At 55.0% G+C, this 20747-nt stretch carries 20 protein-coding genes and 2 pseudogenes; 11 read left to right on the top strand and 11 right to left on the bottom strand.

The window, feature by feature from the left end; genetic code table 11:
- Positions 1-184: 184 nt before the first annotated feature.
- Positions 185-1705, bottom strand: coding sequence for a GumC family protein (locus IFT66_RS22380; RefSeq protein WP_192079007.1), 1521 nt, complete (start codon positions 1703-1705; stop codon positions 185-187).
- A 171-nt stretch (positions 1706-1876) separates the two neighbouring features.
- Between IFT66_RS22380 and IFT66_RS22375 the strand changes: the two genes are divergently transcribed.
- On the top strand, positions 1877-3397 hold the full coding sequence (locus IFT66_RS22375; protein WP_192079006.1) for a hypothetical protein: 1521 nt from the start codon (positions 1877-1879) through the stop codon (positions 3395-3397).
- A 30-nt stretch (positions 3398-3427) separates the two neighbouring features.
- Here IFT66_RS22375 and IFT66_RS22370 read toward each other — a convergent pair whose 3' ends face one another.
- Positions 3428-4624, bottom strand: a complete 1197-nt coding sequence (locus IFT66_RS22370) for a cellulase family glycosylhydrolase (RefSeq protein ID WP_192079005.1) — start codon at positions 4622-4624, stop codon at positions 3428-3430.
- Positions 4625-5441: 817 nt separating this feature from the next.
- Positions 5442-6089 (bottom strand): transcriptional regulator, encoded by a 648-nt coding sequence (locus IFT66_RS22365; protein WP_192079004.1) that lies wholly within the window; start codon positions 6087-6089, stop codon positions 5442-5444.
- 787 nt (positions 6090-6876) lie between these two features.
- Here IFT66_RS22365 and IFT66_RS22360 point away from each other — a divergent pair.
- Positions 6877-7125, top strand: coding sequence for a DUF982 domain-containing protein (locus IFT66_RS22360; RefSeq protein ID WP_113469383.1), 249 nt, complete (start codon positions 6877-6879; stop codon positions 7123-7125).
- 15 nt (positions 7126-7140) lie between these two features.
- Positions 7141-7413, top strand: coding sequence for a DUF6894 family protein (locus tag IFT66_RS22355; RefSeq protein ID WP_192079003.1), 273 nt, complete (start codon positions 7141-7143; stop codon positions 7411-7413).
- 112 nt (positions 7414-7525) lie between these two features.
- Here the strand turns inward: IFT66_RS22355 and IFT66_RS22350 are convergent, their stop codons facing one another.
- The 6 genes from IFT66_RS22350 to IFT66_RS23985 all read right to left on the bottom strand — a co-directional run bounded on the left by IFT66_RS22350 (position 7526) and on the right by IFT66_RS23985 (position 10775).
- Complete coding sequence (locus IFT66_RS22350) at positions 7526-7984, bottom strand: response regulator (RefSeq protein WP_446737949.1); 459 nt, start codon at positions 7982-7984, stop codon at positions 7526-7528.
- A 575-nt stretch (positions 7985-8559) separates the two neighbouring features.
- Positions 8560-8955: an ArsR/SmtB family transcription factor gene (locus tag IFT66_RS22345; RefSeq protein WP_192079039.1), complete on the bottom strand. Its 396-nt coding sequence runs from the start codon at positions 8953-8955 to the stop codon at positions 8560-8562.
- Between the two features lie 104 nt (positions 8956-9059).
- Positions 9060-9506: a periplasmic heavy metal sensor gene (locus IFT66_RS22340; protein WP_192079002.1), complete on the bottom strand. Its 447-nt coding sequence runs from the start codon at positions 9504-9506 to the stop codon at positions 9060-9062.
- Between the two features lie 411 nt (positions 9507-9917).
- Positions 9918-10247 (bottom strand): sigma-70 family RNA polymerase sigma factor, encoded by a 330-nt coding sequence (locus IFT66_RS23390; RefSeq protein WP_199864920.1) that lies wholly within the window; start codon positions 10245-10247, stop codon positions 9918-9920.
- A complete protein-coding gene (locus IFT66_RS23385) occupies positions 10148-10543 on the bottom strand; it encodes a sigma factor (RefSeq protein WP_249406557.1) in 396 nt (131 codons plus the stop codon). Before IFT66_RS23385 ends, IFT66_RS23390 begins: the two co-directional genes overlap by 100 nt.
- Positions 10494-10775 (bottom strand): hypothetical protein, encoded by a 282-nt coding sequence (locus IFT66_RS23985; RefSeq protein ID WP_446737952.1) that lies wholly within the window; start codon positions 10773-10775, stop codon positions 10494-10496. The genes IFT66_RS23385 and IFT66_RS23985 overlap by 50 nt, the downstream gene beginning before the upstream one ends.
- A gap of 453 nt (positions 10776-11228) precedes the next feature.
- On the opposite strand from IFT66_RS23985, the gene IFT66_RS22320 reads away from it, so the two are divergent.
- From IFT66_RS22320 to IFT66_RS22310, 3 genes and pseudogenes are all read left to right on the top strand, one after another.
- Entirely contained in the window at positions 11229-11462 is a 234-nt protein-coding gene (locus IFT66_RS22320; RefSeq protein ID WP_192079000.1) for a hypothetical protein, read from the top strand.
- A gap of 68 nt (positions 11463-11530) precedes the next feature.
- Positions 11531-12031, top strand: a complete 501-nt coding sequence (locus tag IFT66_RS22315; RefSeq protein ID WP_342344815.1) for a helix-turn-helix domain-containing protein — start codon at positions 11531-11533, stop codon at positions 12029-12031.
- Positions 12032-12189: 158 nt separating this feature from the next.
- Positions 12190-13568, top strand: a pseudogene (locus tag IFT66_RS22310) (chloride channel protein).
- A gap of 205 nt (positions 13569-13773) precedes the next feature.
- Here the strand turns inward: IFT66_RS22310 and IFT66_RS22305 are convergent.
- Complete coding sequence (locus IFT66_RS22305) at positions 13774-14733, bottom strand: bile acid:sodium symporter family protein (protein WP_113469374.1); 960 nt, start codon at positions 14731-14733, stop codon at positions 13774-13776.
- 748 nt (positions 14734-15481) lie between these two features.
- Positions 15482-15652, bottom strand: coding sequence for a BA14K family protein (locus IFT66_RS23640; protein ID WP_249406567.1), 171 nt, complete (start codon positions 15650-15652; stop codon positions 15482-15484).
- On the opposite strand from IFT66_RS23640, the gene IFT66_RS23635 reads away from it, so the two are divergent.
- The 5 genes and pseudogenes from IFT66_RS23635 to IFT66_RS22280 all read left to right on the top strand — a co-directional run bounded on the left by IFT66_RS23635 (position 15581) and on the right by IFT66_RS22280 (position 20745).
- Positions 15581-15835 carry a hypothetical protein gene (locus IFT66_RS23635; protein WP_249406571.1) on the top strand — a complete coding sequence of 85 codons (255 nt, stop codon included), beginning with the start codon at positions 15581-15583 and terminating at the stop codon, positions 15833-15835. The genes IFT66_RS23640 and IFT66_RS23635 overlap by 72 nt on opposite strands.
- 412 nt (positions 15836-16247) lie before the next feature.
- Positions 16248-16421, top strand: a complete 174-nt coding sequence (locus IFT66_RS22295; protein ID WP_192078998.1) for a hypothetical protein — start codon at positions 16248-16250, stop codon at positions 16419-16421.
- 24 nt (positions 16422-16445) lie between these two features.
- Positions 16446-17099: a zeta toxin family protein gene (locus IFT66_RS22290; RefSeq protein WP_342344814.1), complete on the top strand. Its 654-nt coding sequence runs from the start codon at positions 16446-16448 to the stop codon at positions 17097-17099.
- A gap of 85 nt (positions 17100-17184) precedes the next feature.
- A pseudogene (locus tag IFT66_RS22285) lies at positions 17185-17421 on the top strand (pantothenate kinase); the annotation flags it as partial.
- A 1065-nt stretch (positions 17422-18486) separates the two neighbouring features.
- Positions 18487-20745 carry a PAS domain S-box protein gene (locus IFT66_RS22280; protein WP_192078996.1) on the top strand — a complete coding sequence of 753 codons (2259 nt, stop codon included), beginning with the start codon at positions 18487-18489 and terminating at the stop codon, positions 20743-20745.
- Positions 20746-20747 lie beyond the last annotated feature (2 nt).

Raw genomic sequence — 20747 nt, 5'->3', positions numbered from 1 at the left:
ATATTCTGGTTCTATGCGGGACAGCTTCGATGGCGCTCTCAGCTGAACGCAAACCCGGACAAGGATCCGACCGGAGGCCCCACTTTGTTTTCGTTGTTGTTCGAGACTCTAGGACCTGCAGTCAATGGCAGGGTATCTGGAACGGCAGCACCAACGCACAGCGTGGTCTCAATTGCACGATACCTCAATGAGCCCGGTTATCAGGCAGGAGAGAGAGTAGAGACCACTGTTCGCTCCGATACTTGCGATCGGAACTTTGACCTGGCTCGACCGCATTCTCCGGAGGGTTTTCCGAATAGGACGTGGAATTTTGGCGACGAAGCGCAGGTTTTAGTGGTCGAAAACTGGCTAGAGCGACAAGAACGATTGCCAACACCAAGCTGATGAAACCAATGACTGGCACGAGAAGAACTATTGGCGGACGGGAGGATAGGATTGGAACGACTGCTGGCGATACAACGCGGACGTTATCGGTCGGCTGCTGGACAAGTTCGTTGGTTGCCTTGTTGCGGCTGAGAAGCTGTTGGTAGAGTTCGCGGTTAGCATTCGCCTCCCGTTCCAAGCTTGTGAGCTGCACGCGCTGGTCTTCCGTTTGAGAGATATTGCTACTGAGATCGTCGACCTGCCTTGCCAGCTGCTCTTGCTTGACGAGATTGATATCGCGCTCTGACTTGATCTGTTCTGCCAGCCGAGTCCTCTGCTGCGTGATCTGGCGCTCGAGCCCATTGAGCATCTGCTGCGTATCAACGAGACGCGGGTGGCGAGGGCCATATGTGAAGATCTGCTGATCGCGAGCCTGGATCAACTGCGTCCACTGCCTCCTGAGAAACGAAAGCTGCTCGTTTTCGTCATTTCCCTGGGTTGCGGAGCGCGTGAAAGTTCCGTTTGCCAAGAATTCTGCATAGCGGGCACCGGCCTCCTCGGACGCACTCTTCACCGTTGCCAGTTGCTGACTGAGGTCGGAGAGCTGGCGCATCTGAACGGTGTTGCGTTCATCGATATAAACGATGTTATTATCAGCTTTGAACTGGGCGACCGCCTCTTCTGCTGCATTGAGCTTCGAGCGTAACTCTACGAGGCGGTCGGTCAGCGCGCGCGAGGCGTTAACATTGGCACTGCTGCGCAAGCCATTCTGGTTTGCGGCAAAGGCAGCGGCGATCTCGTTAGCAATCCGGGCCGCGTCGTTGCCGTTCGCTGCGTGGTAGGAAATCTTGACGAGATAGGTGGCGCCCATTCGCTCGATGTCGATCTTCTTGCGCAATTTCGCCAGTTGCTTGATTTGGTCTTCACTACCTGTCCAGGGCTGACCGTCTTCGAGGAGATGGAGCTTCTGTATGAGGTCAATCAGGAAACCGTCAGACCGTACGATTTGGACCATACTTTCCAACACGGCGGCGTCTGTGCCTATCGCTGGTAAAACCTCCTGCTGCATCGTGACGTTCTGGTCGCGTGGATCGACGAAAACCACGGCCGTCGCAGTGTAGGGAAAACTGACAAGCAAAACTGTGGTCAGGAGGAGAGCTGCGATGACCATGGCAACGACAGCGATGAGAACCCCCTTGCCGGCCAAAAAACCCAGAATGCGAGCGATATCGAAGAGCGCGTCGCTTTCGCGGTTACGTGATATCATGTCATGGGAGCGGCGACGCGCGAGAGCGGCGTTCGGCAAGCGCTCGGATTGATCTGACATATCCCAAGCCGACATCGGATTCTCCTGCATCTCAGCCCGGTCGCGTCCGCCGGTGGAGCCATTTATGGACGCAATTATTAAACCTCCAGTTAACCTATCGGTGACCGAAATCCGATAGTCTTCTTATCATGCTGGAAGACTCCGAACTGGCACCATGCAAGGCAGGCGATATGGGCAGTTCCTGAGATGCAGATACCGCAGGTAGATAGGGGCTTATCCAATCGCGGCGGCTCGACGACGGGTTATTTCATCAGGGATATCGAAGGTTCGGTTCTGACGCTGATGGCAGCCTTCGTCATCGTGGCGTTGCCAATCGTTGCACATATCGTGCATCCTCTTCTGGGAATACTGACCGTCCTGTTGCTTGCAACGATATGCGCGATCGTCGCGCCGGGCGTCGCCATCGTGACGATCCTTGCCTCGTTCATGTTTCAAAATCTCGTCGTCTCGCTCGTTTCGAACTGGGTTCATTCGAAGGCCGAGTTCGACGTCATTCGCGCCTACAACTTCCTGATCCTGTGCACGTGCTGGCTGACGATTGCGATCCGGTTCCTCATGAACTGGCGAACCAAGCCCGGCAATATCGTTATATTCCTAAAAGTCACCACCGCGGCACTCACTGCCATCGGCGTGTACTTCGTTGTCGGCTTCGTGCTTTACGGAACCGCGGCGATCGTCAATCTGCGCAATATCGCGATGCCGCTGCTGCTGTTCCAGATATGCCTCGTTGTGTTTGCCGAGCGGACGGTGCGGATCACGCCGGCACTGACGGGTCTTGGGATATCGGTAATTTTCTGTGCCATCATCGAAGTCCTGTTTCGAGATCAGTGGCTGAATTACACGAACAGCGAGAAATACTGGACGCTTTTCAACGGGCCGAACTGGGTGACGCTACAGCTTGACGAGCAGGCCAGAAAAACCGGGGAAGTGATCACCACACTCACGGATACGTTTAGGATTTCCTTCTTTAATTCCCCGCTGCTCTCCGATATCGGCGTTCCCGTCATGCGCATATTCGGCCCGAACATGCACGCCATCAGCTTTGCCTATTGCCTGATCATGTTCGCCATCTTCACGCTTTATCGCGGGCGACTGCTGCAGGCGACAGTCTTTATTGCACTTGCCGTCCTGTGCAGCGTCAAAGGGCCGGTCATAGTGTTTCTAATGGTGGCGATCAGCTGGTCGATCTACTGCATAATTGGATCTAGGCTTGCCTTCGTGTTCCATTCGATCGCGGTCGTTGCTTATGCGGTGGTCGGGGTCATCGTGGGTTCGCGGATCGGCGATTACCATGTGCTCGGATTAATGTCGGGCTTCTACAATTTCTTTGAGAACCCGATCGGTCGTGGGATCGGCATCGGTGGCAATCTTTCTCCGCTGTTTAACACAATCGACTTCCAGCAAGCGCAAGCAGTCGGCCATACCCCGTTTCCGGTTGAAAGCTCAGTAGGCGTCCTTCTCTATCAAATGGGAATTTTTGCTCTAGCGCCGATCGGCGCTTATGTGTGGCTGTCGTGGAAACTTCTGAAGCTTGGAAGTATCACGCAAAATGGCCTCCATGTTGCCATGGCATTCACCCTGCTCTCGATCGTCGCCAACGGCCTGTTCCAGGAAGAGGCGTATTTTGCACCGCTATCGCTCACCAGTTTCCTTGCGCTCGGAGGCATGATCATCGGAGCCGGCGTCCGCGAAGGAATGACCGGGTGAACCGGCGTCGTCAGTATTTTATGGGAGCACCTAATCGGCATCCCGTAGCGCCCGCATGATACCGGCATCAGGCAATCGGGTCTTGCGATCGATGAGGCCGAAGCCCTGCTGGAAGTCCCAATGCGTCCAGCCGAGACATCTTTTCCGAGCCAATCGGTTCACGTTCTCCAACCAGTTCAGCCTGGATTGCCGGTCAACGACGAAATCCAGAACGCCGAACTCGTTGATGATGACGGGCCTTGAATAGGTCTTCGCCCAACCAGCCATAATGTCAAACGCCTCACGCAGCGTGTCTTCGTTCCAGTCACGATCGAGGCTCTTGCGGATCGCCGTCGCGGCTTCGAACTGCTCTTTCGTATCAAGTTCGGCGAGGATCTTCACGATGCGGGCATCCCTGAGCGATGCCGGAAACGGCAATCCTCTCATCACCCGCAGGGGATCGGTTTCTCGTCCCCATGTCGCGCCCTGATGCGTGAACAGGAATGGATCGTAATAGTGGATCGCATACACGATATTGGGGTCTTCGAACGGCTGCATGCCGGAGAGCGTCTCATGCCGCTGCGGCCCGGAGGGGCCGACGATGATCGTGTGTTGCGGCGCGATCTGCCGGATTGTATCGATCAGGCCGTCGGCTGCACGCATCCAGTCTTCCTGTCCGATATTGGGTTCGTTGAGTAGCTCCAACGCGACCTTTTCGGAGTCCAGGACCTGCGCCATCAAGGCCACTTTTTTCCAGATGCTTTGGAGATACAGGAAGCCGATTTCATATCCTTCAGCGAACTTCTTTGAAACGGCGTCATCCGCATGAAGATCGAGCGAGACAACATATCCCATGCTAATCAGCGAAATCAGCTCGTCATAGATCTCGTTGAGATAAACACTCGATGACGCGTCGCTCAGCCGGTTGTTGTTCAGCAGCAACCGAATATGCGTCAACCCTTGTGCCCGAAGAGCTTTGAGGGCCATGGCTCCCGGCCGTTGCGAACGATCGGAATGATCCCAATCCGGAAGATTAACGCCGCGCTGTAACGCGTTCAGAAGGGAGGGATTTGGAAAGCGATGCGGCGGGGTGCAGGACCCTCCAGCGGAGGCTGCTTCAATGGACAAGACCGATAGGATCAATACCAGAACAACTGCCATGACTTTACCGGAAGATCGCTTCCTCAGCGTGCCTATCGAGCAGAGGATTTTGCCCTTATTGAAGTAACTCCGCGACGCAATGTCCACACTCAACGACCCCGACACGTTACGCGTCCTCCTTGCAAGGTTAAACATCACATCCAGCCGCTTTACCGAGGAAGACGACGCGTTGGTGAAGGTGAAGCGTTGGGTTCCCAGCTCAATTGGGAGTAAGGACGCCTGCGCTATCGCTCAAACCGCAAACATTTTCCTCAGTTGCGCGTTCTGCAGTCGAAGCTTTTCAGCTAGTTGGCCCCTTAGCACCCTGATCTCGTCGTCGAGGCTTAGCGGATCGTCAGACGGGCTGCTTTGGTCAGGTGGGAAAGGCGCTGTTTCAAATGGATTGGGTTTCCTGGCTCGACCCATCTGCTTGCGCGGTTTGGTCTCTCCTCGCACCTGCAAATCCGCTGAGTTCGGAGATGGGAGGACGGCGATGTCCGGGAGATCGGAGGGCGTCAGATCATGATCAGCGACAACGTCAGCTACGACATTGGCTGGCATGTCATCAGCTTCGCCTGCAGCGCTTGCAATCGTGGGAGGCTCTACCGAAACAGGATCCGATCTATCAGTCGGTGGTAGCTCAGTAGCTGCGCGTGCGCTTGAGACCGATGGGCTCTCCTCTGCAGCGGTCTCCGCTTGGCCGGGAAGAGCCAGGACATTCGGCTTTGCATCGGCAACCTCCGCGTCCTGCTTCGGCTCACGGCGGCGTGGCACAAGTCGGCTTAGAAACTTCCAGGGAGATGCCATGAGACAGGCCTCGCATCAGTTAGTGATCTATGCGCACTCAGTCCGGCGACTGGCTAAGGCCGCCAAGCTGACTATCTTAAACTAGAGATGTGAGACGTTTCCGGCCGCAGCGGTCAAATCAATCGAGATTGAGCTTTTTGCGCAAATCAGCGTTTTCAGCACGGAGCTTTTCAGCCAGCATCTTGCGCAACTTTTGGTTCTCCGCCTCTAGCTGCAGAAGATCAGCCATTTCGTCGCGAGATGAAGTCGCAGCGTCATCAGCGATCCGGTCAGGCGTCGGAGCAAGCTTCGGCGCGGCGGGCTCGACCGGCGTTGGGTCTACGCTCACACGTGGCTTGCGGCCCCGCTTTTTTCGGCCATCGGTACCGGCTGTACCTTCTGCTGTCGTTGCGACAACGGAGGTCTTCTTCGCCCGAGGCTTACGCTGCTTCTTTGCGGCAATAGGCTCTTCTTCCGGCGCGGGCATTTCAACATCGTTCATTGTCTCGGTATCGTCGGCCATGAGCATCTCCTTCGGTTCTTCAGCAATTGTCGGCGTCGCGTCAAGTAGTGTCAATAAAGTCTGAGTGGGTTCCACCGGCGCTAGTGAGTCAAGGCCGGTTTCATCCGCCACCAGTCCTTCCGGCAGCAATGGCATCGCCTCCTCCTCTACATCACGGGCAACGGACTTGAGGTCCATATTTCCCCAGATGGAGTTGGGCTTGGCGTCAAGTTTCCGGCCGCCGGATTTGTACGCGACGGCAAAACTACGTTGCGGTTTTTTCACTCAAAACGCTTTCAAATCATCTGGAAGGGACAGGAACACCGACGCGACAAGCTCGGGCTCACCTGCTTCACAGTATATATCCATTTCAATCTGAGATTTGCAACGCCCGGCATTCGGTCCTTCTTTCGCAAAGGGAACATTTCTCCAGAACATTGATTAGTAGGCGATCAAACGCTGATTTTTGCGGCACCCCTTCCACAACCTCAGCCAATGTTTAGCAGGCCAATCTCCATCGGTCCTTATGAACTCAATACGGTGTACCTTGACTGACGACTCGCACCTTTCCTCTATCGAAAAACTGACTGAATATTTGAAGCTTTTGAAGGAAAGATCAAAGACCGGTGCCAAAAACAGATCTCAGGTTGAAACAGTGATCGAAACTCTTCGGCGAATGGGTCGACGCTCCGACCGAGATTACAAAGCTGAAGACGAATAACGCCGCTAGATGGTTTTTGGACGTTTCGGTATTTTTTCGGCGTGTACACAATGCCGATATTCCATTCCAATTTAAAGCGACCTTTGCCTCGTTTCAGCCCGTAGCATTCCCGGAGTTCGAGACGGCCCTTCGCTTCTTCCTGCCGACGCGGCCGAGAGCAAATCCAAACGTCGCCGCAATGAAGTCTTACACTTGGACAGTTTTTTGGCAAAAGTTGCGAGCAGTACGGTCGTCAGGTCCCCCACTAAATCATTGTATGATGGCTGCTATTTTAAATTGATTATTTTGTAGCGGCAATTTCTGCGCGATGGTAAGCTGCGGACTGCTGGTATTTCCCGGCTAGGGGCTGCGATGAAACACAACGAGCCCACCTGGTTGATGCCAGTGACGATACAAATTGCCTACGGTGAAGTTGAAGTCATTGCGGGTCCACCTGAAGCACTTGAGTGTCTTCTAAGCCGATGGCCAGCAGACTCCGGTATGTATTTCGAAATGGCCAAGCGGAAATGCGAGCGCTTCGCAAAACGTACCGTGACCTCTCAGGAAGCTCGAGACGCTTTCATCGCTGCCGCGATTGAAGCGTTTGTCTTAGTACCATGAAGCGCCGGAGCATCCATGCCGAGATATAAGTTTCAAATGCGATTTACGGACCGCATTGTTGAAGACGACGACGGCGCAGAATTTTCGGATCTTCACGCAGCAAGTTCCGATGCGGCAAATGTGATCTTGGAGGTTGTTGCCGAGCAACTTCGATCGGAACGGAATGTAGATCTCGTAGGTATCACCGTCATCACCGAGATCGGGACTGTTGCGGCGCATATCGAGACCGCAGATGTATTGGCAGGGGCAATACATCTGCTTGTTGCGAGGATTGGCTCGCCTTACTAAGTAACATCAATGCACTCGGCGGACCCCAGCGAGTGTCAGGTCAGCAACTTCCACAAGAAAATTGCGTCGACAACGAGAGCGAGGCATCGTGTCGTCAGTCATCGTTATGGTCTCACTGCTGAAAAAACAGTTTGAGGTTACGGGGTGGCGGATGGCTGGACCCGCTGCAGTGAGATGCTGCATATCTGACTAACTCACCCAACTCAGCATCAAGTACTGGTTTTGATATGACGCCAAGCGCGCCATCAACCCCACCAGAAACTTCGTTGGGATTACCGGTCATGAAGATGACGGTCTTGCCAGCTGCCGCTAGCGCGGCTCCGATCTCTGGCCCTGTTCTTCCATCGCGCAAATTGATGTCAACCAACGCGATGTCTGTTTGCGGCACAAGGTCCATTGCCTCCTTTTTGCAGGTTGCCAATCCACAGACCTCAAAGCCAGCTTCAATTACAGCATCCTCAACGGAGATAGCGATCAGGTACTGGTCCTCGACAATGAGGACATTCTGGCAGGGCTTTTTCTTTTCCATGCCGCTAGAAGCGTCGAGGGGCCAGAACGTTCCGGTCGACATGTCGTTTCGGGAGCTGGGACACATGTCTGTAGGGTGCAAAACAGTCGTAGCGTGGGCGGTGAGCTATCAGTTAGGTTTGAACATCAGACGTGGCCAGCGGCCTTGACTGACTCGCACCCGTTTACATAGGGGTGTGGCGGGAAAGGAGTTCAGTATGCGCAGATTTCTCGAAACGGCGTTCGGACCACAAGAGTTATTGCTTGTCGAACAGGCGTTCAACGACTGGCTGAATATCCAAAAAATTTAAAAGGATAGTCCTGAGGGTGAGCTCGCCGCCGCAATAGTTATCAACCTGTACCGTGAGGGACATGACACCAAGAACGCTCTAGAGCTTGCTATGGCCGACCATCGCGGTCTCAAGGATTTGATCGACTTAGCGTCCTGAACCAAGTTGCACACCGATGCGGTGAATGCCGGATCCGTGAAGCATCATTCTGCTCTGGGTAAATTAGCGGGCTGATGTACACCGGACCTCCGCCTGCGCCTCCGCATCAAGCGACCTACCGGAACGAGTTATGCGTAGATGCACGCTCCGGGGGCGCCGCTGCTGAGTAGCACACAAAAAGAGCTCGTTGTCACTTTGCTCTGGCTATCCTCCGCACTCGGCCAGCTTGCTCTCTCGATTCCACAACTGAGCAATCATCCACCAGTTCTGCCAAGACCGTCAGAACGGCCAGCACTGCTGTCGAGTTCGATGAATAGAAAATTCGCTGAGCGTCTCGCCGGGTATCCACCATTTCGGAGGCCCGAAGTTTTGCGAGATGCTGGGAGAGCGCTGATTGCGTAATTTTCAGCTCCAGTGACAGCGAGTTTACATCCCACTCCCTCGCCGTAAGCCTTTTCAAGATCTCGATCCGGACGGGGCTTGCCATCAGGTTTAGCAGCTGAGCTGCTTTGTTTTGATGGAATGTGAAGTGTCTAGCGGGCACGTCTTGCAACTTATTTCTCCAATCTGCCCCGCTGCAACCCATTGGATCGAAGGAAGGTTCCGCGTACGATGACCGAGGTGCTCTTCCACTCCAGTCATCGTCCAGACCGATACGACGATATTCGAGCACGAGCTGCATTATCTCCGCTATCTGTTTCGCCGGCCTCTGTGGAGGTTGCGTTCGGCAATGGCGTCAGCAAGTTGCGTGCGTTGTTCGAGGGGAAGGGTCGACGCGAACTGGACCGCCGCATCTTCTACTGCGGCGCGTACGCGGAAGTTAGCCTCGCGTCCTTCCTCTAAAGTGTCTTTTACAGCTGTTTGGTCGACGTCTGGCGCTTTGAGAAGTTCAGCGGCGTTCGCGCGCGCGCGGCGAGACTGTTGTACATGCTCGTTTGCGCCGGCACGGGCCTGTCGAAGAACCTTGCGAAACGCTCGTGCCTGGTCGGCCGGGAGCTCTGACCCTGCTACACGAAGTGATCCGGCTGCGATCATTCTTGAGCCGTAGTTCAACCATGCGGCGCCACCGCCCAACGCGCCGATTAAAAAGACGTTCAGAACGATCGACAAGGCCAAGATAGTGCGCATCTTCGTCATCAGTCTAGTTGTCCCCTTCGTCATCGACGTCCCCGAAGATCGTGTCGCCTGCCACGTGCTGGGGCATCACAAACATCGCAGTGCCCGCTGTGCCTGTGGCTGCCCCAGAAAGCGCTGCAGCAAGACCAATAGCCGCCCACCAGTATCGGGTCGTCCCCCAGGATCTGCGAACCGAATTTGCTGCGGTTGCGGCAATCTGCTGCCGGAATGAGGGCGATGGGAGAGGCATTGTCCATTGATCAAGGACTGCATCAAAATCGGCCTCTGCCTGGAGAATAGATGCACCGCCAGGTCGCGATGCCAAAAGGCGAGCAGACACCTGAACCTCTGAGGGCCACCGGTTGATGTCGGACCCATAAGTCTCAGCAACGGCTTTGAACTGTGCAAGATCGATGGGCTGCGTTGACGGGCTCATATGCGATTTTCCTTCGCTAGCAGTTCTTGCTTGAGACTTCTGCGGCCCCTCGCTAACAACGATTCCAAGGCTTCGATGCTGATATCCAAAACACGGGCGGCATCGGCGGCGTTCATATCCTGGTAATGAACCAACATGATCGCTTCCCTTTGCCTCTCTGGCAATTGGCCTATTGCAGCCGATACCTGTTGGCCTCGCTCTGACTCGATCAGAGCCTCTTCGGGATTTAACGCCGCGTCGGCGCTATCAGGCACCTCAGCGGTGCTGGCTCGTTGACGCTTGCGAAGGCGATCGCACAGAGATTGAGCACCACCGCATGGAACCATGTATCCAGCCTTGCTGTGCCTGATTGCCATCGGGGTGCATAGCGCACAGCGCGAATGACCGCCTCCTGTGTCACGTCTTCAGCATCTGCGTTGTTACCGAGGATACGGGCAGCGAAGGCGTACAAACGTGAACCCGCCATCGTTGTCAGTTCGCGCATCGCACGGGGGTGCCCCTGTGCAATGCGCTTCATCAGCAAGTCGTCCTGATTATCGTGATTCAAAGCAACCTGCCCTACGGCATCGCCATCAACCGTTTTTCTTCCTGCCCGGACGTTCCTTAGAGGACAACGCGCCATTCTTATCTCTGTCCAGTCGGTCGAAACGACGGTCGAGAACAGCGTTCAATTCTTTGGCGTCGATGGATCCATCTTTGTTTGCATCCATCCTTGCGAACCGCTTTGCACGTTTGTTTGCCTGGGCGGCAGCACGGTGGGTGTCAAACTCCTGCTGACTGACCATACCGTTGCCGTCAGCGTCCGCTTGAAGGAAGCGCTTCGTTTGTCGCGCTTCGTATTGCTGCTTGGAGATTTCAGCTTTCCCATCTGCGGCAAATGCCGTCGACGTGACATGTCGTCGTCGTCCTCTACCGATGCGTACTTTTCGCCTCCCTCCACCCCGAGACCGATGATGGCGAGTTCGCTTTTGGTGACGTTCATGTCTGACGGAAGCGACGCTATCGCTCGCCAGCTGCGCTGTCTGTTGAGCGCGACATCGCTGATCAATCCCGCGGCTGGTTGATTGCTTTGCTTTGCTTCAACTATGGTGAACTTGAAGCGATCGCAGTCGGCGAGGGAAGTGGTTATTGACCCCCACGACCTACGGCTACGTCGCTGTACCAGGATGCGGGTTTCCGATCGACCACGTCTCGGCATCCCGAGCGCTATGGTTTCGGCAACCATTGCAGGAAGTTTTTATCAATGCACTTGCTAAAATTGTAGTATGCTGGGACGCTGATGCAGCGTCCTGACGATTGGAGAGCAGATGCCAAAGTTCAATTTGCACATTATGGACGGCAAAGAGGCGGAAGTTGAGATCGAAGCCATGCACTCGCATGAGGCCATTGAGACAGGCGTAACCGCGCTCGCTCAGTTTTTCTGTAACCACTTCCCGCCGCCTGAGAATTTACAGGTGGACATCAGTGATGAACAAGGTCGATCCGTCGCCACAGTCAGTTTTGCCTTCAATATAAAAATAACTCCAGGTGTGGCAAACTGACCTTGTGTTCAGAGCCGGGTCCTTTCGAGACATAGGAGAGCAGTTAGCGCCTCTATCGAATGTAATCGATGACTGCCTGTGCTATGGGCAGCTTGGCTCTCGTTGAGTCGCGATTGAAACACGAGGGACTGATGAGCCGAGGCAAAATGAACGCTGAGGGCCCGCACCCTGTCGATATTCACGTGGGCCGCCGCGTCCGGATGCGGCGAAACGAGGTAGGAATGTCTCAGACAAACCTCGCGGACGGGTTGGGGATTACATTCCAGCAAGTGCAGAAATATGAGCGAGAGACGAACCTTATAAGCACGTCGAAGCTCTACGAGATAGCGATCGCTCTTGAGACGCCAATAACGTACTTCTTCGAGGATCTGGCTCTCAGCGACAAGATGGCTGGAGAATCCATTGCAAACCTCGAACTTCAACAGTCGTACAGATCGAGCAAAGAGGGATACGACGTCATCGATGCAATGAGTAAGCTTCCCCGTTCGACAAGATCGAAGATACTATCGCTCCTACTGGTACTTCAGCCTGGACAGGTCGCGGACGACTGCGGTGGTATAGACGCGTAGCGCTCGGCGGTTCCGTCCTCGTTGTATCGATTATAGCCCAAAGTCAGCTGCGAGTGAGGGCGTTCCCGCCTAGTGGTCGCTCAAGCTTGTTCTGAATGCTTGCATCATTGTTCGGCTGAGCCGATAAGCCTGCGATCCCTTTATAACCGGCAGGCAGAATGTCCATCTCCTATCGCAAGTCTAAATTCATACGGCGATCTCGCCTGTTTCGCGGATCGTTCAAGCTGTGGAACCTCGTCTGATCTTTTGGACTGGGGCGATGGCAATCGGAGTGACGAGCGTTGCGTTTGCTTGGGTCGCCGACATGGCGCAGAACGCTTTCTTAGGTATCACGACATCGGGTGGTCGTACCCCTCTCCTGCCGCTTGTCGTAACACCGCTCGGTTTTATCCTGTCCGCTTGGCTCGCGATAACTCTCTTTCCAAACTCCCAAGGAAGCCGCATCCCCCAAGCTATTGCTGCTAGGCACCTGCATGACGAGGCAGACCGCTCGGCTCTCCTGTCACTCCGTATTGCATTTGGCAAGATTGGCATGACCGTCCTCGGTCTCTTTTGCGGTGCCTCAATCGGACGAGAAGGTCCAACAGTTCAGGTAGGCGCTTCCTTTATGTTAGCCGCAGCCCGCTTTGGTGGAATGGCCCAGGCGCGAGGGCTCATTCTGGCAGGCTCTGCCGCCGGTATCGCAGCAGCATTCAACACGCCGCTTGCAGGCATAGTCTTTGCGATCGAGGAAATGAGCCGGGCCTATGAATCACGCGCCAACGGGATCGTGCTGACGGCGGTCATCTTGTCGGGCCTTGCAGCACTCGGCCTGTCGGGTAATTACAACTATTTCGGGACGGCGAAGGCTGCTCCTTTCAATGTCATAGATTGGCTGCTTGTGCCGATTTGCGGGATCGGCGGCGGCATGCTCGGCGCCGCGTTTAGCGGGTTCGCACTGTACTCGGGTATTCGCATTCGTCGATGGGCTCAGCCCTCCCCTCGTAAGCGCATGATTCTGCTCGCGGGCATATGTGGGCTCGGCGTAGCCGTCGTCGGTGTCGTGTCTGGCGGTGATACCTTCGGCACAAGCTATGATCAAGCGCGTGGTGCGATTGAAGGTCACCCTACACAATCGCTGTTTTTTGCTGAGAAACTGTTAGCGAGTTTCCTGTCGATGATGTCTGGAATCCCAGGTGGCATATTCGCCCCGTCACTTGCTGTGGGCGCGGGTTTCGGCAGCACCGTTGGCTCACTTCTTGGAACAAGTATAGCGCTTGCGGCTATTCTCGGCATGGCCGGATACTTCGCTGGGGTCGTCCAGGCCCCGATGACAGCCTTCGTCATCATTCTGGAAATGACCGGAGATCGTCAGGCCGTTATCCCAATCATGGCGGTGTCTATGCTGGGATATCTCACTTCGCGCGTCTTCTCGCGCGAGCCGCTCTATCACGGTCTCTCACGCAATTTCATTGCAGGGGCGATGCGTGCCAAACGTGCGAAAAACCATGCGGCCTTGAACGAACAGCAGGGACGTGATCAAACCAACAATCCATAGCGATATTGGCCTAACTTAGTCCAGTGTGACTTTGTGGCTCAAAGCGACCTGGTCTCGTATTACGGCGGAACGTTGGCCTTATCGCCGGTCTTTCTACTGTCATCCCTCGTATCTCAGACAAGGTGGTGCCTAAGGAATTGCGCACACAAGCCTTTGGCACTCGCGCCTAGCTCTCAAGCATGTTGAAAACCTACAATCGCCTTTGTCAAATCGGCCGCTCGGATCCGACTTGTGTATCCTCCTCAACCCTTCCAGAAAACCAGTTAGCCAAAAGCGCACCTGAGATATTGTGCCAAACGCTGAAAATGGCGCTTGGGACGGCGGCAAGAGGCGAAAAGTAAGCCGTCGCCAATGCCGCACCAAGCCCCGAATTTTGCATTCCCACCTCGATGGCGATCGCCTTGCGCTTAGCAAGAGACATTCCACTTGCTCTCGCTGCAAAATACCCGAGCAAATAACCTAAACCATTGTGAAGAACGACGACCGCAAAGATCATTAAGCCAGACTGCACGATCGCGCCCTTCGAAGCCCCGACAACGGCTGAAACAATCAACACAATACCGATGACGCTGATGAGTGGCAGCGCAGGAACTGCGGCCTTGACTACACCGGGAAGCAATCTTTGCAAGATTGCACCAAGAGCCAGCGGCATGAGCACGACCTTGACGATGCTCAAAAACATCGCCCATCCATCGACCGGAAGGAACTGGCTGGCAAACAACCAAACCAAGAACGGCGTCACCAATGGCGCGGCAAGCGTTGTCACCGACGTGCAGGCAACCGACAAGGCCACGTCGCCCTTTGAAAGATATGTCATCACATTGGATGAGGTTCCGCCTGGGCAACAACCGACCAGAATAACACCGGCCGCTACTTCTGGGGACATCGGAATGATCTGCGTGAGAAGAACGGCGAGAAGGGGCATGATTAGAAACTGACAGAAGACGCCGATACCCACGTCTACCGGACGCTTTACGACTTCACGGAAGTCATCGACCGATAGGGTCAGGCCCATACCGAACATAATGATCGACAGTAGTGTTACGATAAAGGGAACGATCTGTTTGAACGTATCAGGGAGAAAGAACCCCAGAACCGCAAAAAGAATCACCCAAACGGCGAACGTCTTGCCTACAAATGCCGATACGGTTGCTATCGATTTCATGCCCTACTCCCATACTTCCGCAATTCGTCACGGGGGTCCTAGTCGGGTGCGTTGTGGTGTCAAGGCCAGGATAAGCTAGCAACGACTACATTGGTCAAATGAACGGTCGTTCATACATCTAAGTCGCGAATTGTAATCCAAACGTCTGGACCGAAAATCGTACAGACTTAAGTTCCCGTGTCATCTGCCGAGGAACCTGAGTGTCGTCTACGGACTGCAGCAATGACCGGATAGCTCCAGACAATCAGAGTCACCACACCAAGCGTCCCTGAAGGCGGACGGTCGAAGAAGTTAATGTAGCTGCCGTTCGGTGGCCTCGTTTCCGCATATAGCGCCAATAAAAGCGGAGTTGCGGCTGACGAAGTACCTTGCGATTGCCTATGCAGCGGAGAAGACATGAGTATTGGTAAGGACGGCGAAATTGAGACATTCCCGTCGTCGCCGGCGCGCTAACATCACGCTTCGATATGTGTACGCTTCCTTGCGTCTCCAACGCTACGCTAGAGAAAGCTACGCAGGTCCGGTGGTCCCTTCCCGCTAGATATGTGCTCCAACAGAAAGACTTGCCTATCCGATCCCTGCCAGATTCAAATCAGCGGCATGGCAGCGCATAAGTTTATGAGCAGTTGATGATAACAACCAGTCGAGACTGTGTAGTTAACCGTAGATCTGGAGCAGCCGGGTGTAAAGCAGTATCAGCCCTCAAAAAGGCGGTATTCCTACCGCCTTCCTTCATGCGTTGTTACTTTCAATAAGGCGAAACGCACTGAGCTCGATAACCTACACGCGGAACGTATGTGTTGTCGGAGGCTCGGTAGGTCCGGTAGCGGTTCGCGCACCATGACTGATGACTATTACCGGCATATGCCGGTCGCGATGGGCTAGCGAGAGCACCGCCGATTATCGCACCTGCTGCCAACCCACCTATAATTGCGCCAGCGTTGTTGCGATGATGACGGCGGTAGTGCCGACCGTAGTGTCGATCACCGCGGTGGTGGCGGTAATGGTGACGGTGTCCGCGATGATGTCTGAATTGATGGTGTCGGTGATGCCGGTGATTTCGAAATTGCACCTGCTCGACATCGCTGACCTTTGGAGCTGAGACCGCGGGCAACGGCATTGCCGAAACGGAACCTAGCGACGTCAAGGTTAACATAACCGAGATCGATAGGGCAGAAAAAGCTTTCGTCAGTTTACGCATTGGTGTCTCCTCATGCAAGAAATCAGAATGCATAGCTGAGGACATGTGTTCCACGAACGAGGCACGAGAGTTTATCTGCATTTGCAGAGGCAAAAGGCTCGATCTAACTGCGCGCAGATCGTTTTGTCCCCAGGTGCGGGTGTTTCAGACTGGTGCGATTAGTAGATACAGGCACCCATGACACGTTGATCAAGCCCTGTCGCTGGTACGTGGCGGTTCCTCGGTCCAGTGTTGCTGTCGGCAGGCCTGGCCAAGCAGAATTTGCAGCGGATGGCTTGAAGCGGTATATCGAGACAAGGAAGGGAGATCTAACATGCTTTTGAAGAAGTACCGCGAAAACAAGGAAGCTCTAAAGCAGATTGGCCGTGAAGCTATTGCCGAGAGCCGTCGCATGGGTTTGTCGATCTCCGCTAAGGACAAGCAGAACGAGGCAAAGGATCGGTCGGCAACCGAGCGCAAGGATCGCGCCCCGGCGACGGTGAGGTAGCAGTCGCTTCATGCCGGAATTGTCGTGCATACTCCTCGCAGGCCGAATGGCTCCGGCAAGTCTTCCGCGTTCGCGAAGCTCGATCTCGAAGGTGTCTGGATCAACGCAGATGAAATTGCCAAGGCGATACCCTCGGACCACGACGGCAGATCGACCGACTTGCAGGCTGGCAGAGCCGCACTCCTGAAAATTGCCGAGATGATCGAAACTCGGCAAAGCTTTATTTTCGAGACTACACTGAGCAGCCTGCAATCAATACGGTTGATGCAGGAAGCAAAGGCGGCCGGGTTCACAGTAGGACTGTATTACGTCGCCCTGGATTCCGTCGAGACGAATGTCGAGCGCGTTAGGCAGCGTGTCCTCAAGGGCGGTCATGACATTCCTGAAGAAAACATCCGCCGGCGGCATAAGGGATCACTGATGAAGCTGACCGAAGCCCTGAGGATCGCGGATGAAGTCCTGCTGATCGACAATAGCGGCCTTGAACCTCATGAGGTCTTCGCAATTAGCTCCGGCGTGGTCCAGTCATTCGACATCGACGACAGCCAAGAGTTGCACGTTCAGATGGTGGCCAGGGTCTGCGAGGCCTACGATCTCGTCCGCGTAAAGGAGGGCTTTCGATCTACGGAAAAGGTTCAAGGATCCGGAGGAACATCCAGTCGGATCCCTAGCCTATAAGCATTTCGGGTCTCAGTCTAAAGCCTGCTGGCGTGAATGAGAGCGGAATGTTCGTGAGACACAAGCCGCGGAGGCAGTTTATCANTACGCTCAGGCTGTCCGGGAGTTCGACGACTACGCTCTCCAGCATCCCAACTCATTCCACGTGTTTGAGTCCAGCCCGGCGTCGCTCCTGTCCAAGCTTCGCAATTTCGACGAAAAACTCGAAATGGCCAAAGGCGACGCCCGCAAAGGCGCGGGCGACAATCTCGAATGGCTTGTCTCTGACTACAACACGATGGTCTCCACCTCAGAGTCCGCTACGGTGTTTGCCAAGGACTAAGATCCAATTACGCCATGCGCTGACCTCCGTTACTCAGGCGCTCGCTCCCTACGACGAGACGGCGTTCTCCGGCCGTTTCAGGAGAGGTGCCGAGGATTGGGTAGCAGAGGCATATGTGACGGGTCGGGTCTTCTTTGGCAGCGATTGAGCCGAAGGACGTCTCGGGGTCGGTCGACGGCGACGACGTGTTTTTTGCCTGAACCGAAGAGGCGCTCCCGAAGTAATTACACCGCAAGGTGCGGGTAGCTACCGCAGCATTCTGATTTAGCGGACCGTGTCAGCCCATCTTGGCGGAACGTTCTCCTATCACTGGGCCGCGGTCGGCGCCCTTGTCACGCTGACATTGGATGCGCGCCGCCTGGCCTCCTGATCGCTTCTTCCGGTAACTTCAACCTTGCATTGAGGCAAACTTGGATCGAGTTTGTAAGGATGGCGACCTCCACTTCGTCCGAACAATGTGTGGTCAGCGCGGCAACCCCACGTTAGCCTGGGATGAGATAGCGAGAATAGATGTGATCGTGCTTGTAGAACCCGCACGAGGGGAGGCAGTGTCTCCACAGCATGTTCTGGCCGTTGCGGCCTCTTCCAGGTGCCTTTTCTGGGGGATCGGCGAAGATTTCGACGTTCTCTGCCTGTACAAGGTCATCATCGGCAATGGCAGGTTTGACAGTAGGCCGGTTGCGGATGCCATCTAGGTAAGGCGTTGCCTCGCCGCTAGAGAGGAGGCGCTGGAGCGAGCGCCTCAGCTTATGAAAGGCGATTGGGACGACGGGCCAGCAGACTACGGACGGGTACACTGATGGCGCTGTTCCAGTACTCGAACGCGAGGACCGGGCTTCTCGACCTCTCTGCGCGCAACCGCCTTCTCAACGTCCCAGGTTTACAACTGCGCAAAGACCATCGACCTACTCGATGAGAGCTGGCTCGCCCCCCCTTTAAGATCACACTCTCAGAAAGTCCCTTGCCCTTGCTTTGTTGACAGACATGACATTGGATTTGCCCTAGACAGCTCCATATCGGCTGAGTGATTACTCCGACAGTGCTCGGACCGTTTTGGTGGTGAAGTTGCGCGACAGCATTTCCGAGGCAAGAGACGAGACGCTCATTTTGATACCTACAAATAATCGCATCGATGCCATTAGGCGAAGCGGACTTCTGGATCGCGCGGGGAGCGAGCAGTTCGGACATCTGACGGAACATGTTCGAACTTCCCTTGAGGTGCCCGTAGCTATCATCTCCATCGTTGATCGGCACAGGCAGGTATTCGCGGGGCATTGCGGACTTCCCGAGCCTTGGGCATCGCAGGGCGAGACACCTTTGACGCATTCATTCTGCCAGCATGTGGTCGAAGACAACGCACCTCTTGTCGTAAGGAATGCCAACGCTCACGAGCTGGTCATGGATAACCATGCGATAGGCGACCTTGGCGTCGTCGCCTACCTCGGTGTTCCGATATCCCTCCCTACCGGTGAACTTGTGGGTGCCTTGGCGGCTATCGACACGAAGCCGCGGAACTGGACAGAACGGGATCGTCGATCGCTTGAGTCGTTGGCCAAAGTCGTCGAGAAAGAAATCGCCGTCGGGATTTCGGAGCTTAAATACCGCAGCCTCTTCGCTGACATGCACGAAGGGTACTACGTCGCGACCGCGATCAGAAACCAGCAGGGTGAGTTGACGGATGTGCTTTTTGAAGACGTGAACCCGGCATTTACGAAACTGACGGGACTGCCTTCTGAACGAGTTGTCGGAAGCACTTTGACGGGTCTTTTCCCGGATGTCGTCCAGGAAATGATTCCCGCCTATGATCGTGTGCTGAAGTCCGGTGAAAGCTATCTTCATTCCAACAGCGCGACTGTACTCGGCGGACGTTGGTTCGAGAACCGTATCCGTAGGCTGGATTCCGAGCGTATCGCTTCGATCTTTACCGACATTACGGATCGAAAGACGGCTGAGATCCGCCTGTCTGAAAGCGAGGCCCACTGGCGCGGACTGTTCGAGCAACTCGAAGAAGGTTTCATCCTCGGAGAACTGATCCGCGACGACCGGGGAAATGCCGTTGATTGGCGTTACAAAGAGGTCAACCGCGCATGGGGCGAGTTGGTCGGAGTGCCCTCGGAAACTGCTCTGGGCCGTACGATCCGTGAGGTGTTTCCTGGGATCGAAGACGAGTGGGTCATGGAATTTGCCGACGTGGTTGGTTCCGGGACGGCGAAGGTCTTCACCCGTCAGGTCGGCTCGCTCGAACGCTGGTACGAGGGCCATGTCCAGCCACTAGATGACGAGCGTTTCGTCGTGATGTTCGTGGAAGTGACCGAGCGCCTTCGTATGGAAAACGAACTACGGGATCGCGAGCAGCAGTTGCGGACGGTCCTTGACAGCATGCCCGTGGGCGTGGTCCTCGCCTCGGCCCCAAGCGGCCGGATCGTCATGCAAAACCAGCGTTTGCGCCAGATCATCGGCCAGGACGCAACCGATGTCGGAAGCAAAGATCAGTACGACGTATTTGTCGCTGAGCACCGCGACGGGACTGCGGTAAGGCCGGAGGAATATCCGTTATCTAAGATATTGGCGGGAGAGTGCCTTTCGAACAGGATGGAAGTGCGATTCAAGAAACCTGACGGAGACTGGGTGTGGGTAGCAATCGTAGGAGAAGCTATTCATGACAATGCCGGGAAACTTTCTGGTGCAGTCATAGTCGTTTCCGATATTGCCGACCAGAAGAAGCAGGAAGAACAGCAGCGGATCATCAACCGCGAGATGAGCCATCGCCTGAAGAACATGCTTGCTATGGTGCAGGCTATCGCAAGCCAGACACTGAGGCCAGTTAGCGACCGTTCCTATGTTGAGGCTTTTGATAATCGCCTCAGGGCCCTGAGTTCCGCTCAGGACGTGCTGTTGCTGGATAACAGGGACGAGGCTCCGATATCCCAGATCATTGATGCAACCCTCAACCGCCTTGTTCCGACGGAGCGACTAGCAGTAAGGGGACCAGAGATCACCATTGGGCCAAAGGGCACACTATCACTAGCTCTGATGCTCCATGAACTGGCAACCAACGCGCTCAAGTACGGGTCTCTTTCAGTTGATGCGGGCCGTGTCTCGATAGACTGGTGTGTGAAGACCGTTGAAGACGAGCCATCCGTCATATTCTCATGGCAGGAATCCGGAGGTCCGCCAGTCCGCGAACCGGACAGAAGGGGGTTCGGTTCCAAGCTTATTCGCATGGGACTAATCGGAACAGGCGGCGTAGAAATCAGTTACGCTCCTACAGGCTTCAGAGCAGAGATGACGGCTCCGTTACACCAACTCCAGCATGCGGAATAACC

The organism is Rhizobium sp. CFBP 13726, from assembly GCF_014841925.1.
GTDB lineage: Bacteria > Pseudomonadota > Alphaproteobacteria > Rhizobiales > Rhizobiaceae > Neorhizobium > Neorhizobium soli.
Note: the sequence above shows the minus strand (reverse complement) of the source record. Positions and strands in the feature narration are given on the sequence as shown.